12 protein-coding genes are annotated in these 14,988 nt (G+C 46.3%); 10 read left to right on the top strand and 2 right to left on the bottom strand.

The genetic code is table 11. The features are described from left to right. Positions 1-265: 265 nt before the first annotated feature. From ABMY42_RS10765 to ABMY42_RS10720, 10 genes are all read left to right on the top strand, one after another. Complete coding sequence (locus ABMY42_RS10765) at positions 266-1,015, top strand: flagellar basal body rod protein FlgF (protein ID WP_005449199.1); 750 nt, start codon at positions 266-268, stop codon at positions 1,013-1,015. A gap of 18 nt (positions 1,016-1,033) precedes the next feature. Next, positions 1,034-1,822, top strand: a complete 789-nt coding sequence (gene flgG / locus ABMY42_RS10760) for a flagellar basal-body rod protein FlgG (protein WP_005449197.1) — start codon at positions 1,034-1,036, stop codon at positions 1,820-1,822. A 29-nt stretch (positions 1,823-1,851) separates the two neighbouring features. Further along, complete coding sequence (flgH, locus tag ABMY42_RS10755; RefSeq protein WP_005449195.1) at positions 1,852-2,631, top strand: flagellar basal body L-ring protein FlgH; 780 nt, start codon at positions 1,852-1,854, stop codon at positions 2,629-2,631. A gap of 44 nt (positions 2,632-2,675) precedes the next feature. Beyond that, positions 2,676-3,767, top strand: coding sequence for a flagellar basal body P-ring protein FlgI (locus ABMY42_RS10750; RefSeq protein ID WP_005449193.1), 1,092 nt, complete (start codon positions 2,676-2,678; stop codon positions 3,765-3,767). A gap of 18 nt (positions 3,768-3,785) precedes the next feature. Continuing rightward, positions 3,786-4,712 (top strand): flagellar assembly peptidoglycan hydrolase FlgJ, encoded by a 927-nt coding sequence (flgJ, locus tag ABMY42_RS10745; protein ID WP_005449191.1) that lies wholly within the window; start codon positions 3,786-3,788, stop codon positions 4,710-4,712. A gap of 167 nt (positions 4,713-4,879) precedes the next feature. Then, positions 4,880-6,793 (top strand): flagellar hook-associated protein FlgK, encoded by a 1,914-nt coding sequence (gene flgK / locus ABMY42_RS10740; protein ID WP_005449189.1) that lies wholly within the window; start codon positions 4,880-4,882, stop codon positions 6,791-6,793. Positions 6,794-6,806: 13 nt separating this feature from the next. Then, positions 6,807-7,997 carry a flagellar hook-associated protein FlgL gene (gene flgL / locus ABMY42_RS10735; RefSeq protein WP_005449187.1) on the top strand — a complete coding sequence of 397 codons (1,191 nt, stop codon included), beginning with the start codon at positions 6,807-6,809 and terminating at the stop codon, positions 7,995-7,997. Between the two features lie 491 nt (positions 7,998-8,488). Beyond that, positions 8,489-9,643: a flagellin gene (locus tag ABMY42_RS10730; protein ID WP_005449185.1), complete on the top strand. Its 1,155-nt coding sequence runs from the start codon at positions 8,489-8,491 to the stop codon at positions 9,641-9,643. Between the two features lie 516 nt (positions 9,644-10,159). Continuing rightward, on the top strand, positions 10,160-11,293 hold the full coding sequence (locus ABMY42_RS10725; protein WP_005447265.1) for a flagellin: 1,134 nt from the start codon (positions 10,160-10,162) through the stop codon (positions 11,291-11,293). A gap of 114 nt (positions 11,294-11,407) precedes the next feature. Beyond that, positions 11,408-12,532, top strand: coding sequence for a flagellin (locus tag ABMY42_RS10720; protein ID WP_005451540.1), 1,125 nt, complete (start codon positions 11,408-11,410; stop codon positions 12,530-12,532). Between the two features lie 98 nt (positions 12,533-12,630). Here ABMY42_RS10720 and crr read toward each other — a convergent pair whose 3' ends face one another. Both crr and ptsI read right to left on the bottom strand, forming a co-directional pair. After that, on the bottom strand, positions 12,631-13,140 hold the full coding sequence (gene crr, locus ABMY42_RS10715; protein WP_005425608.1) for a PTS glucose transporter subunit IIA: 510 nt from the start codon (positions 13,138-13,140) through the stop codon (positions 12,631-12,633). Positions 13,141-13,245: 105 nt separating this feature from the next. Next, positions 13,246-14,970, bottom strand: a complete 1,725-nt coding sequence (gene ptsI / locus ABMY42_RS10710; RefSeq protein WP_017818939.1) for a phosphoenolpyruvate-protein phosphotransferase PtsI — start codon at positions 14,968-14,970, stop codon at positions 13,246-13,248. Between the last annotated feature and the right edge of the window lie 18 nt (positions 14,971-14,988).

Raw genomic sequence — 14,988 nt, 5'->3', positions numbered from 1 at the left:
TTGCCGCTTCGTTTGATAACATCATGACATTCATCTGATGCTCAACCTGAAATTACCTCAATTCAGGTTGGGCATGCTTTGATCTCCAGCTTGCCGCTATTGCCGCTAAGCGGATCAAAACATTGCCTCTCTTTTGGTTGATTCTCATTGAATTGCCATCTTAAAGACTACATTTCATGTTCAAGCTTTTGATTAATAACATTATTTTAATGTTGGCATAACTATTGCTTTTACTCCTTCGTACAGAGAATTTTTGGAGTAATTTATGGATCGCGCACTGTTTCTCGCAATGAGTGGCGCCAAGCAAAATATGCAGGCCCTGCAATTGCGTGCCAACAACTTGGCAAACGTGAGTACAACGGGTTTTCGTGCTGACTTGGCACAAGCTCGTTCTATGCAAGCTTATGGTGAAGGTTTACCTTCACGTGTATTCAGCATGACGGAACGTCCAGGGCACAACTTTGCGCAAGGTAGTGTGATCACTACAGGTCGCGATCTTGATATTACAGTGGAAGGCAGCGGTTGGATTGCGGTTATGGACCAAACTGGTAAAGAAGGTTTGACGCGTAACGGTAACCTAAAAGTTGATCAAAATGGCTTGCTGACAAACGCTAGTGGTCATGTGGTACTAGGCGAAAACGACGCGCCAATTACGTTACCCATTCCAGTCTCCAAAATCGAAATCGGTCGTGATGGCACCATCTCTGTACTGCCTCAAGGTGCGCCTGCCGAAGAATTAGAAGTGGTTGATCGTATTAAGCTTGTACGCACAGACGATCAAAGCTTATTTAAAGATACCAATGGCTTATTCCGCCATAAAACTCCAAACCAGCCTTACGAAGCAGACGGTACTATCAGCATCCAAACCGGTGCAATTGAAGGTAGTAACGTAAATGCCGTGGGTGAAATGACTGCTCTGATTGACCTTCAGCGTCAGTTTGAAATGCAAGTCAAGATGATGAGCACCGCTGAAGAGATGGATAAATCTTCAGATTCATTGCTTCGTATGAGTTAACAGAGTTAGAGGTTCACAATGCATCCAGCACTATGGGTAAGTAAAACGGGTCTAGATGCCCAGCAGACCAACATTGCAACGATTTCGAACAACTTGGCGAACGCCTCTACCGTGGGCTACAAAAAAAGCCGCGCGGTATTCGAAGATCTTTTCTACCAAAACATTAACCAGCCTGGCGGTCAATCGTCTCAAAACACTGAACTGCCAAGTGGTTTGATGCTGGGTGCCGGCTCTAAAGTGGTTGCGACACAAAAAGTGCACACGCACGGTAACGCGCAAACTACAACTAACGCTCTCGATATGATGGTAGAGGGTGATGGCTTTTTCCAAGTGACACTGCCAGACGGCAACATTGGTTACACTCGTAACGGTCAGTTCACGCTAAACGGCGAAGGTACGCTAGTGACCTCTGGCTCCGGTTACCCAGTTGAGCCAGAGATCGTGATTCCTGAAGATGCTATCTCGATTACTGTCGGTACTGACGGTGAAGTCTCTGTACGTATCCGTGGTGAGCAAAACAACGTTGTGGTTGGTCAGTTAACCATTACCGATTTCGTAAACCCTGGTGGTCTAGAGCCAATCGGTCAAAACCTTTACCTACCAACAGGCGCAAGCGGTGACCCACAAGAAGGTGTCCCAGGTCTTGATGGTTTGGGCGAAATTCGTCAATCCATGCTTGAAGCATCAAACGTGAACGTGACTGAAGAGTTGGTCAACATGATCGAAGCGCAGCGTGTGTATGAAATGAACTCAAAAGTGATCTCATCTGTCGACAAGATGATGAGCTTCGTTAACCAGCAGCTTTAATCGCTAGAATCGGGATTTAGGAGCCAATGATGAAACGTATTTGTCTACTTGCACTTATCGCTACGATGTCTGGCTGTACGATGCTAGAGCCTATCGAAACAGATGAAGTCAGCCAAGCAACAACAGTGGTTGATGCGGTTGAAGGCGATAAGTCGAAAGACGAGAGCAGCGGCATCATTGATACTCTGCGTGGCAGAAGCGATCCAGTAGCAGGCGATCCGGCATGGGCCCCGATTCATCCTAAGCAAAAGCCAGAGCATTACGCGGCGGCAACGGGCTCTTTGTTTAGCGCAGAACACATTACTGACCTGTACGATGACTCTAAACCTCGTGGCATTGGTGACATCATTACCGTGACGCTCGATGAGACGACTCGTGCGACTAAGAGCGCAAATGCGGATCTATCGAAAACCAACGACGCGAAGATGGAACCGCTGTCGGTGGGTGGTCAAGAGCTGCAAGTGGGCGGTAAGTACAACTTCTCTTACGATTTGAATAACACCAACACGTTTGCTGGTGATTCCTCGGCGAAACAGAGTAACAGCATCAGCGGTTACATTACGGTGGAAGTGATTGAGGTGCTGGCAAACGGCAACCTAGTGATCCGTGGCGAAAAGTGGATGACGCTAAACACGGGTGACGAGTACATTCGCCTGAGCGGCACAATTCGTCCTGATGACATCAACTTCGACAATACTATTGCGTCAAATCGCGTGTCTAACGCAAGAATTCAATACTCTGGCACGGGTCTACCACAAGATATGCAAGAGCCTGGTTTCTTGGCACGATTCTTTAATGTAGCCCTATAAAACGCCGCATTGACGGCAATTTGACTGCAAGAGATTAAGTAAGCATGAAAAGAATCCTATTAGCACTGATGAGCGTTGCACTGTTCGCAACCACAGCCCAAGCTGCACGTATCAAAGACGTCGCGCAGGTGGCAGGTGTGCGTAGTAACCAACTCGTGGGTTATGGCTTGGTTTCAGGCTTACCAGGAACGGGTGAATCCAATCCGTTTACAGAACAAAGCTTCGCGGCAATGCTGCAAAACTTCGGCATTCAGATGCCGCCGGGCACAAAGCCAAAGATCAAAAACGTTGCCGCAGTAATGGTAACGGCTGAGCTACCTGCGTTTTCGAAACCGGGTCAGCAAGTTGACGTGACGGTTTCTTCAATCGGTAGCGCGAAAAGTTTACGTGGCGGTACCTTGTTACAAACTTTCCTAAAAGGTCTAGATGGACAAGTTTATGCCGTTGCTCAAGGTAATCTTGTTGTCAGTGGTTTCAGTGCAGAAGGTGCCGACGGCTCAAAAATCGTTGGTAACAACCCGACGGTCGGTCTTATCTCTAGCGGTGCAACAGTAGAGCGTGAAATCCCAAACCCATTTGGGCGTGGCGACTACATCACATTTAACCTACTGGATTCTGATTTCACGACTGCGCAGCGTATGGCTGATGCGGTAAACAACTTCCTTGGTCCTCAGATGGCAAGTGCTGTCGATGCCACGTCTGTGCGTGTTCGTGCGCCACGAGACATCAGCCAACGCGTTGCATTCCTATCGGCAATTGAGAATCTAGAGTTTGACCCGGCAGATGGCGCAGCAAAGATCATTGTTAACTCTCGCACTGGCACTATCGTGGTCGGTAAGCATGTCCGTCTTAAACCAGCGGCCGTAACGCATGGTGGTATGACCGTCGCAATCAAAGAAAACCTTAACGTTAGTCAGCCGAACAGCTTCTCTGGTGGTCAAACGGTTGTCGTGCCGGATTCTGATATCGAAGTGAGTGAAGAAAAAGGCAAGATGTTCAAGTTTGAACCGGGTTTGACACTGGATGATCTCGTTCGTGCGGTTAATGAAGTTGGTGCAGCACCTTCTGATTTAATGGCGATTCTGCAAGCATTAAAACAAGCTGGTGCCATTGAAGGCCAGTTGATCATCATCTAATCGATTAGGAGGCAAACCATGGTGAACAATCCTAACGATATCGGCTTTATTCACGACATCAGCTCCCTTGATACGCTGCGTCAGAAAGCCGTAAAAGAAGGCAAAGACGGCGAGCATGAAGCACTGCGTGCGGCCGCTCGTCAGTTTGAATCTATCTTTACGTCGATGATGCTGAAATCAATGCGTGAGGCGAATGAAGGCTTCGAGTCGAACTTCATGAATAGTCAGAACGAAAAGTTCTACCGCCAAATGCTTGATGAACAAATGGCAAGTGAACTGAGTGCTTCAGGTTCAATGGGGCTAGCTGACATGATTGTTAAGCAGTTGACGGTAGGCCAGGGCGATGACAAGAGTGAAACAGCAATGCGCGATGCGGCAAACAATGCTGTGGAATATCGTCGTGTAGACCCTAAAAAAGCGCGCGAGATTGAGCAGCGCTTGATTGAATCGGGTCAGCTGTCTCGTCCTGGTTCAGAGCCGTCACGTTTTGATACACCAGAATCCTTCGTTAACTCGATGAAGCCTTACGCTGATCGCGCAGCAAAAGCACTGGGTGTCGAGCCGTCATTACTGCTTGCTCAAGCCGCGCTAGAAACAGGCTGGGGGCAAAAGGTGGTGAAGAATGCGCGTGGTAGCAGCAACAACTTATTCAACATCAAAGCGGACAGAAGCTGGCAGGGCGATAAGGTAACGACTCAAACCTTGGAATTCCATGACAATACGCCAGTGAAAGAGACTGCAGCATTCCGCTCTTACTCTAACTACCAAGACAGCTTTAATGATTATGTGCGTTTCTTGAATGAAAATCCGCGCTACGAAACCGCTCTTCAACAGAAAGGTGATTCGGAATCATTTATTCGTGGTATCCATAGTGCAGGTTACGCAACCGATCCAAATTACGCAGACAAAGTACTGCAGGTGAAGCAGAAAATCGAGAGCATGTAATTCATAACGATTTTGAATGCTTAAGACACTTCTTGATAAGGCTTGCTATGGTGCAAGCCTTTCTTTTTTCCTAGGTTTCTCTTTCTTTTCTAAACTGGCACATCTTTTGCTAAATGCTAACTAGGTGATCGGTCAATACCGATTTTATTTCGTTTTTGGGGGCATGTATGGCGTCAGATCTGTTGAATGTGGGTACACAAAGTGTGCTTACTGCTCAGCGACAGTTGAATACGACTGGTCATAACATTTCTAATGCTAATACAGAGGGTTACAGCCGTCAGTCTGTTATCCAAGGCACCAATGACCCACGCCAATTTGGCGGCTCTACCTACGGCATGGGCGTGCATGTGGAAAATGTTCGCCGCTCATGGGATGAATTTGCCGTTAAAGAGCTTAATTTGTCCACCACCAACTACGCCAATAAGCTAGATAACGAAAAGAACCTCGATTTGCTGTCTGGCATGTTGTCTTCTGTGGCATCGAAAAAGATCCCAGAGAACATGAACGAATGGTTTGATGCTGTGAAAACCATGGCGGACACTCCCAATGACATGGGGGCGCGTAAAGTAGTATTGGAAAAAGCCAAACTACTTAGCGATACCTTAAACGAATTCCACGAAACCGTACGTCAGCAATCCGATGTGACGAATAAGTCACTGGATATGGGCATTGAACGCGTGAACCAACTTGCCGTTGAGATCCGCGATGTTCATCGATTGATGATGCGAACCCCAGGTCCTCATAACGATTTGATGGACCAACATGAAAAGCTGATTAAAGAGCTGTCTGAATACACCAAAGTTACCGTGACCCCGCGAAAAAACGCTGAAGGTTTCAATGTGCATATTGGTAACGGACATACGCTTGTTTCAGGCACGGAAGCTAGCCAGCTGAAGATGATTGATGGCTTTCCTGACGTCCATGAACGTCGTCTTGCTATGGTTGAAGGTGGCGGCATTAAAGCGATCAAATCGGACGATATTGACGGCAAAATTGGGGCACTATTGAAAATGCGCGACGAGCACATCCCTCAAGTGATGGATGAACTTGGTCGCCTATCGGTTGCTTTTTCAAGTGAAGTGAACCACTTGCAATCACAAGGTTTGGACCACTACGGCAATGTCGGTGACCCTTTGTTTACCGATGTGAACTCAGAGCCGTTAGCGAAATCTCGTGTGGTAGCCGGACCTCAATCTACTGCTGATATGGCGGTATACATCAACGACATTAGTGCGCTGAAAGGCGGTGAGTATTCGCTTCGTTACGATGGCGACAGCTACAGTGTGACGAAGCCGAATGGTGAAACCGTTAAGCTGAACACCGATTCAGGGAATGCTTTCTATCTTGATGGTATGCGAGTGGAAGTGCGCAATGAACCTAAAGTCGGTGAGCACATTTTACTTCGCCCAACGCGCAGCAGTGCGGCACAAATAAAAGTTGAAACCAACGATCCAAAAGCCATTGCAGCGCAAAGCTATGAAGCGTCAACCACATTCGCTCAAGGCAACGCGAAGTTTGAAATCGTTGACGCAGGTGACCTACGAGAGTTTGAGGTAGTGGTTTCTCCTACCGGCGATCAATTTGCTGTTACGGACACCAAAGGCAATGTGCTTATGGCTCCGCAGCCATACCCTCCAACTGGACCTGTGTCGGTAAGCCTACCAAGTAACCATCCGGGTTATAAAAACGGTGGCGCGACGGTATTTGAGCTCACGAGTGGTGCACTACCTAACGATAAGTTTACGGCTAACCTTGTGCCTTCTGAAGGTGATAACGGCAACTTACGTAAGATGCTGAATATTCAAACCGACAAGAAGATGAACGGCAATGAGTCGACTCTGGTTAGTCTTTACTACAACTTGAACACAGATGTGGGCTTGAAGACATCCACTGCAAGTCGCTTAGCCGATGTCGCTCAATTAGAAAGTGAAGCAGCGCAAGAGCGAGTGGCGTCGATCTCGGGGGTAAACCTCGATGAAGAAGCGGCAAACATGATGAAGTTCCAACAGGCGTATATGGCCTCTTCTCGTGTGATGCAGGCGGCAAATGACACCTTCAACACCATCTTGCAATTGCGATAACAGGAGGCCGTAGATGTTAACTCGAATTTCCAGCTTCCATAACTACCAGTCGGTGCAAAACGATTTGCGCCGTCAGGAAAACAAAGTTCACCACAATCAGGAGCAACTTGCTTCTGGTAAGCAGTTGACCAAGCCGAGCGATAACCCGTTGGCGACGCACTATATACAGAGTATTGGTCAACAAGAAGAACAGCTAAAGCAGTACCTTGATGCAATCGTTCTGGTTCGTAACCGACTAGAAAACCAAGAGGTCGTGATTGCCAATGCTGAGGAGTTCACCGATGAATCGAAGCGTATTTCGATGGAAATGATCAACGGTGCTTACTCTCCAGAAGACCGTGCCGCGAAAAAGCGCGAGCTTGAAGAGATTGCCAATAACTTCTTGGCGCTAGTGAACACTCAAGATGAATCAGGTAACTACGTTTTTGCCGGTACTAAGCCGAAAACTCAGCCGTTTTTTAGAGATAACGATGGCAGCGTTGTGTACACCGGCGATGATTACCAACGCAAGATGAAGATTGCGAGCAATATTGAGCTAGGCATCAACTACCCGGGTAACCACTTGTTTTCAGAGATCCCGAATCCGTTTGGTGATTTCGAACCACAATACGATTTACAAGAAGGCTCTGAGTTGTTGCTTGGTCAAGCAACGAGTGCGTCAGAAGATAACTCAAACTACAAAGTGACCTTTGTGGATATGAGTAACGGCAAGTTTGGTTATCAGTTAGAAAAAGATGGCAGCATCGTGCAGGTTGATGATTATTCACCTGTTGATGGCATCAAATACGAAGGCGTGAATATTCAGCTTAAAGGTCAAGTATCGGCTGGCGACAGCATTACGTTAGAGCCACGCCAAACCTTTAGTATTTTTGATGCGTTTAGAGAAACCATGCAATGGTCGGAGAGCTCAGTATCAGACGCTTCGGCGACCGCGAAGCTGCATCAAATGACAGAAGAATTCCAAGCGGCATTTGTTCACATGAACAAAGTAAGAACCGATTTGGGTGCTAAGTTGAGCACGCTCGATATTCAAGAGCAAAACCACGAAGATTTTAATTTGTCTCTGGCGAAAGCGAAGAGCAATTTTGAGGATTTGGATTATTCCAAGGCGGTCATCGAGTTCAGCGAGAACTCACGTGCACTGCAAGCCTCGCAACAGGCTTTTGGTAAAACCAAAGACCTAACGCTATTTAACTATATTTAGCGACACTTAATTCGATCTAGCGCTGCTGAAACCTAGCGAGATGCCCATAGCATCTGAATGGAAGAGTAACGCCTTCAATCCGTAATTTTAATGCCTTATGTGCAAAGCCTTAAGCGCGAGAAATCAACGGAAAATGCCGAGTAATGCGAGCCAAGCGGCACGATTTTACCGAAAGCGGCAATGAGGTTCGCGGCAAATCAAGCGGCAATAGATCAACAACTGGCTGATAACGTAACTCAGCAGAAGGAAAAGGCGAATACGCCCTTTCATTGCTGAACTAACTTGTTGTTTATTTGCTCGTTTTTAAAAGAGTGAGTTATTAAATTCAAGTTGGCACACAAATTGTATTGATGTTGTCAGAACAGACTTACGAGATTCTAAACCCTGCCATATAGGCAGATTTAGCAAGTAATTTTTACGGTCAGTGCTTATCCAAATGAGAGTAAAGCTGGCCGCTTCGCAAAAGCTTGCGAACTCAAAAGGAGAGCAAAATGGCTGTAACAGTTAGTACTAACGTCTCCGCGATGACCGCGCAGCGTTATTTAAACAAGGCGACCAACGAACTTAATACTTCGATGGAACGTCTTTCATCTGGTCACAAGATTAACAGTGCAAAAGACGACGCAGCAGGTCTACAGATCTCTAACCGTCTAACGGCTCAGTCTCGTGGTCTAGATGTGGCAATGCGTAACGCAAACGACGGTATCTCGATTGCCCAAACGGCAGAAGGTGCGATGAACGAAGCGACGTCAGTAATGCAACGTATGCGTGACTTGGCGATCCAATCTTCAAACGGTACTAACTCTCCGGCTGAGCGTCAGGCGATCAACGAAGAATCATCAGCGTTGACGGATGAACTAAACCGTATCGCAGAAACGACATCATTTGGTGGTCGTCGTCTATTGAACGGTTCGTTTGGTGAAGCAGCATTCCAAATTGGTTCAAGCTCTGGTGAAGCAATGATCATGGCTCTAACAAGCATCCGTGCGGATGACCAACGTATGGGCGGTGTGACTTTCTTCTCTGAGAATGGCAAAGACAAAGACTGGGGTGTTGATCCTGCTAAAGCAGATCTAAAAATCACACTACCAGGTATGGGTGAAGATGAAGATGGCAACCCAGATGATCTAGAAATCAGCATCAATGCGAAAGCAGGCGATGATATTGAAGAGTTGGCAACGTACATCAACGGCCAATCTGATATGATTAACGCATCGGTGAGTGAAGACGGCAAGCTGCAAGTATTTGTAGCGCACCCGAACGTTCAAGGTGAGATTTCAATCTCTGGTGGTCTAGCTTCTGATTTGGGTTTAAGTGACGAGCCAGTACGTACATCAGTACAAGACATCGATATGACAACCGTGCAAGGTTCTCAAAACGCGATTTCAGTATTGGATTCAGCACTTAAGTATGTTGATTCACAACGTGCGGACCTAGGTGCGAAGCAAAACCGTCTAAGCCACAGCATCAACAACTTGGCAAACATCCAAGAAAACGTCGATGCGTCTAACAGCCGAATTAAAGATACGGACTTTGCGAAAGAAACAACGCAAATGACCAAAGCGCAAATTTTGCAACAAGCAGGTACTTCGATTCTTGCTCAAGCGAAACAATTGCCAAACTCTGCGATGTCACTATTGCAGTAGTTTACCTAGCCTGTACTCAATACATTCAGACGTGGATGGGAATGCAGGCTTTTGGCAAGCAACTTTATAATAGAATGTGCGGCTCTCTCATCTCTCACCTGCCAATCATTTTCAATGTAAGGTTGCACCCGGTGTGTCGGATATGTGTTCATTTCTCTTGATCTCCACATAGGCTCTGGCTACCAACCTAGCCCCGGTTCTCTCAAAGGAAAAGGGGCTTTTTCTTTTCTATCTTCCAGCAAACCTCCTTACTGATACCGCTCTAACTGACTGCTTTTATTCGCTTTTGGTTGTTTTATGTACAAAACATTCCGCTCGGCGTAAATCTAAGAAACTTGAGCGCTTTTTTCTACTTTTCTCCAATTTTTCTAGCCAAATCTCGCTAATTCACTTTTTTTTATTTTTTCCTAAAGCTTCTGAAATCCGAGTCGTTAATAGAAGTAACTTTGAGAGAACTACTTGGTTTTCCGAGACGTCGGAAACCGCTACATCGGAAAATCAATTGGAGAAATCACCATGGCAGTGAATGTAAACACTAACGTATCAGCGATGACCGCTCAGCGTTACCTAAACAACGCAAACTCAGCACAACAAACTTCAATGGAACGTTTGTCTTCAGGTTTCAAAATCAACAGCGCGAAAGATGACGCTGCGGGTCTTCAAATCTCGAACCGCTTGAACGTACAAAGCCGTGGCTTGGATGTAGCTGTTCGTAACGCGAACGACGGTATCTCGATTGCACAAACAGCAGAAGGTGCAATGAACGAGACAACCAACATCCTACAACGTATGCGTGACCTATCTCTTCAATCAGCGAACGGCTCTAACTCAAAATCTGAGCGTGTTGCGATTCAAGAAGAAGTAACGGCACTAAACGACGAACTAAACCGTATCGCTGAAACAACATCATTCGGTGGTAACCGTCTACTTAACGGTACTTACGGTACTCAGTCTTTCCAAATCGGTGCGGACAACGGTGAAGCCGTGATGCTAAACCTAAAAGACATGCGCTCTGACAACCAAATGATGGGCGGCGTGAGCTACCAAGCTGAAAAAGGCAAAGATAAAGACTGGGGTGTGGAAGCGGGCAAAAACGACCTGAAAATCAGTCTGACAGACAGCTTCGGTAAAGAGCAAGAAATCAACATCAGCGCAAAAGCGGGTGACGATATCGAAGAGCTTGCGACTTACATCAACGGTCAAACAGACCTAGTAAAAGCATCAGTAGACCAAGACGGTAAACTGCAAGTTTTCGCTGGTAACAACAAAGTTGAAGGCGAAGTAGAGTTTTCTGGCGGTCTTTCTGGTGAGTTAGGTCTAAGCGATGGTAAGAAAGTAACGGTTGATACCATCGATGTAACATCAGTAGGTGGCGCACAAGAATCTGTCGCTATCATTGATGCGGCGTTGAAATACGTAGATAGCCACCGTGCAGAGCTAGGTGCTTTCCAAAACCGTTTCAACCACGCAATCAGCAACTTGGACAACATCAACGAGAACGTGAACGCGTCGAAGAGCCGTATTAAAGATACCGACTTCGCGAAAGAAACGACTCAAATGACTAAGTCACAAATCCTATCGCAAGCGTCAAGCTCAATCCTTGCGCAAGCGAAACAAGCGCCTAACTCAGCGCTAAGCCTACTAGGTTAATTAACCTAATACGACGCGATACAAAAGCCAGGTTCATCCCTGGCTTTTTGCATATTCGAATCACGCATTAGGGACACCGAATAGGATAGGTGACAAGGAGTTTGTATCGATTAGATGGTCTCTTTAAATACCAATGTCACTGCGATGATGACGCAGCGACATCTCAGTCATGCGGCTGAGCAAAACATAGAGTCACAACGGAATCTCACTTCGGGTTATCGAATTAACTCTGCTAGTGATGACGCTGCTGGTTTACAGATCTCCAACACTCTTAATGTCCAAACGAGAGGGCTTGATGTCGCCTTGAGAAATGCGCACGATGCGTATTCGGTGGCACAAACCGCAGAAGGTGCTTTGCATGAGAGCAGTGATATATTGCAACGCTTGCGCTCTCTGGGGCTTCAAGCGGCAAACGGCAGTAATGACTCAAGTGATCGGCAAAGTATTCAATACGAGGTCGTAGCGCTGCAAGATGAGCTTGATCGTGTCGCGATCACGACGACATTTGCAGATAAAAACCTGTTTGATGGTTCTTACGGCTCGCAAAGCTTCCATATTGGAGCGAATGCCAACTCTATCTCTCTGACACTGCGGAATATGCGCAGTCACATCCCGGAGATGGGAGGGCAGCATTATGTTGGTGATGCGGTCGATAAAGATTGGCGAGTCACTAAAGATAATCAAACCCTTAAATTTGAATACCAAGACAGTAAAGGGCAAACCCAAACAGAATCTATTGGGCTCAAACTAGGAGATCGCATTGAACAGGTTGCTACTTATATCAATGCGCAGCAATCGATAGTGAGTGCCTCAGTGACTGAAAACAATGAACTGCAATTCTTTGCCTCGACGCTGAATGCACCTGAAGGTGTAACGTTAGAGGGCAGTTTAACGGATGAGCTTGATGTTAGTGCTGGTGGTTTAGTCACAATGGACGACATCGATATGTCGACTGTTGGCGGGGCGCAGCTTTCAGTTGGGGTAATTGATGCAGCAATTAAGTATGTTGACTCGCATCGAAGTGAAATAGGTGGCTTCCAAAACCGGGTTAGCGGCACGATGGATAACCTTAACACGGTGAACCGGAGTGTGACCGAATCAAAAGGGCGGATACGAGATACGGATTTTGCTCGTGAGTCGACGGAGATGGTACGGTCACAAGTGCTGCAAGATGCGACGACCGCATTATTAGCCCAAGCGAAGCAGAGACCGAGCTCGGCACTTGGATTGCTCAGTTGAACGGGTTACAGCGATGAACATCGCTCAGGAACAAAAGTTTCAGGTAATAAAAAACGCTGCCAATGGCAGCGTTTTTTTCGTGTTCAGCTAAGTAAAAATTACTTAGTTACACGTAGAACTGGAGTTTCACCAACAGTAACAGAACCAGAAAGCTTGTTTAGCTCTTTGATTTCGTCCATGTTAGAGATAACAACTGGAGTTAGCGTTGATTTCGCTTTCTCTTCTAGAAGAGCTAGGTCGAATTCAATTACAGTGTCGCCAGCTTTAACAGTTTGACCTTCTTCAGCGATACGCTTGAAGCCTTCGCCTTTAAGTTCAACAGTATCGATACCGAAGTGAACGAAAAGCTCAACACCGTCGTCAGACTCGATAGAGAACGCGTGGTTCGTTTCGAAGATCTTACCGATAGTACCGTTTACAGGAGCTACCATTTTGTTACCAGCAGGTTTGATAGCAATACCATCACCAACGATTTTCTCAGCGAAAACAACATCTGGCACATCTTCAATGTTCACGATCTCACCAGAAAGTGGTGCGATGATTTCGATTGCACCTGCGTCAGCGCTGTCGTCAGATACTAGCTTCTTAAGTTTGTCAAACAGACCCATTGTGTCATGCTCCTAACGTTTTATTTAATTCTGTCGAATTATAGTATACCAATCTTTCGAGATAGACGACTTTTTTTAACCGCCTATCTCATTGGAATTAGTTGATTATTGAGTTTTCTCTGCAATGAACTTTTCTACAACTGCTTCGATTTCCGCTGCTGTTGGTAGAGAAAGTGCTTCTTCAGCCATTGCTTTCACTTCTGCGAAGTTAGAGTTACGGATAACTTTCTTCACTTTAGGGATAGAGATGCCGCTCATTGAGAACTCGTCTAGACCCATACCTAGAAGTAGAAGTGTTGCACGCTCATCACCTGCTAGCTCACCACACATACCAGTCCACTTACCTTCAGCGTGAGAAGCGTCGATAACTTGCTTAATCACAGTAAGTACAGCTGGTGATAGTGGGTTGTATAGGTGAGAAATCATCTCGTTACCACGGTCAACCGCTAGTGTGTACTGAGTTAGGTCGTTTGTACCGATAGAGAAGAAAGATACTTCCTTCGCTAGGTGGTGCGCGATAGCTGCTGCAGCTGGAGTCTCAACCATTACACCGATTTCGATGTTTTCGTCGAATGCATGACCTTCAGCGCGTAGTTCTGCTTTGTACTCTTCGATCGCTTTCTTAAGCTCACGGATTTCTTCAACAGAGATGATCATTGGGAACATGATACGCAGTTTACCGTGTGCAGATGCACGTAGGATACCACGTAGCTGGTCACGTAGGATTTCACGACGATCCAAGCTGATACGTACTGCACGCCAGCCTAGGAACGGGTTCATCTCTTTTGGAAGATCCATGTATGGAAGATCTTTGTCGCCGCCGATATCCATAGTACGGATGATCACAGCGTGACCGTTCATTGCTTCAGCAACTTCTTTGTAAGCTTGGTATTGCTCTTCTTCAGTTGGAAGTGCATCACGGTCCATGAATAGGAATTCAGTACGGTACAGACCAACACCTTCACCACCGTTACGGATGATACCGTCACAGTCTTTAACAGTACCGATGTTACCGCAAACTTCTACGCGGTGACCGTCAGTTGTTTCTGCGTGTAGGTCTTTTAGCTTAGCTAGCTCTTCTTTTTCAGCAAGGAATGCAGCTTTAACTGCTTTTGCTTCTTCTAGCTCAGCGTCAGATGGGTTGATAACGATCTTGTTGTTCATCGCATCAAGAATCAGCATGTCGCCGTTCTTAACTTGCTTAGTGATGTCGTTAGTACCAACGATAGCTGGAAGCTCAAGAGAGCGAGCCATGATTGAAGTGTGAGAAGTGCGACCGCCGATGTCACAAGCAAAACCAAGAACGTAGTCTAGGTTGATCTGTGCAGTTTCAGATGGCGTTAGGTCGTAAGCTACTAGGATAACTTCTTGATCAATATCGCTTAGAGAAACGATGTTGATACCTAGAGCGTTCTTAACGAAACGAGAACCGATATCACGGATGTCAGTTGCACGTTCTTTCAGGTATTCGTCGTCTAGAGACTCAAGAGCCGTTGCTTGCTCTTCGATCACAGAGTGGATCGCGTGGTCAGCAGACATTTTGTCGTTTTTGATAAGTGCTAGGATTTCCTCTTCTAGCTCTTCGTCTTCAAGAAGCATGATGTGACCTTCAAAGATCGCTTCTTTTTCTTCGCCAAACGTTTCAAGCGCTTTTTGCTTGATAGTTTCTAGTTGAGCAGAAGATTTGTTACGAGCGTCAAAGAAACGTGCAACTTCTGCTTCTACTTGATCATCAGAAATAGTGTTTGTGTTTAGGACAATTTCATCTTCTTGAAGTAGTAGTGCTTTACCGATTGCAATACCAGGAGATGCTAGGATGCCTGAAATCATAGCCTTACCTTAAGTTGG

Source organism: Vibrio sp. SSH13-20 (assembly GCF_040104475.1).
In the GTDB taxonomy this organism is placed as follows: Bacteria; Pseudomonadota; Gammaproteobacteria; order Enterobacterales; family Vibrionaceae; genus Vibrio; species Vibrio harveyi.
Note: the sequence above shows the minus strand (reverse complement) of the source record. Positions and strands in the feature narration are given on the sequence as shown.

Excerpts from the sequence above, each read along its gene's own strand:
- ABMY42_RS10765 (WP_005449199.1), top strand. The coding sequence starts at position 266 with ATGGATCGCGCACTGTTTCTCGCAATGAGTGGCGCCAAGCAAAATATG.
- flgG (WP_005449197.1), top strand. The coding sequence starts at position 1,034 with ATGCATCCAGCACTATGGGTAAGTAAAACGGGTCTAGATGCCCAGCAG.
- flgH (WP_005449195.1), top strand. The coding sequence starts at position 1,852 with ATGAAACGTATTTGTCTACTTGCACTTATCGCTACGATGTCTGGCTGT.
- ABMY42_RS10750 (WP_005449193.1), top strand. The coding sequence starts at position 2,676 with ATGAAAAGAATCCTATTAGCACTGATGAGCGTTGCACTGTTCGCAACC.
- flgJ (WP_005449191.1), top strand. The coding sequence starts at position 3,786 with ATGGTGAACAATCCTAACGATATCGGCTTTATTCACGACATCAGCTCC.
- flgK (WP_005449189.1), top strand. The coding sequence starts at position 4,880 with ATGGCGTCAGATCTGTTGAATGTGGGTACACAAAGTGTGCTTACTGCT.
- flgL (WP_005449187.1), top strand. The coding sequence starts at position 6,807 with ATGTTAACTCGAATTTCCAGCTTCCATAACTACCAGTCGGTGCAAAAC.
- ABMY42_RS10730 (WP_005449185.1), top strand. The coding sequence starts at position 8,489 with ATGGCTGTAACAGTTAGTACTAACGTCTCCGCGATGACCGCGCAGCGT.
- ABMY42_RS10725 (WP_005447265.1), top strand. The coding sequence starts at position 10,160 with ATGGCAGTGAATGTAAACACTAACGTATCAGCGATGACCGCTCAGCGT.
- ABMY42_RS10720 (WP_005451540.1), top strand. The coding sequence starts at position 11,408 with ATGGTCTCTTTAAATACCAATGTCACTGCGATGATGACGCAGCGACAT.
- crr (WP_005425608.1), bottom strand. The coding sequence starts at position 13,140 with ATGGGTCTGTTTGACAAACTTAAGAAGCTAGTATCTGACGACAGCGCT.
- ptsI (WP_017818939.1), bottom strand. The coding sequence starts at position 14,970 with ATGATTTCAGGCATCCTAGCATCTCCTGGTATTGCAATCGGTAAAGCA.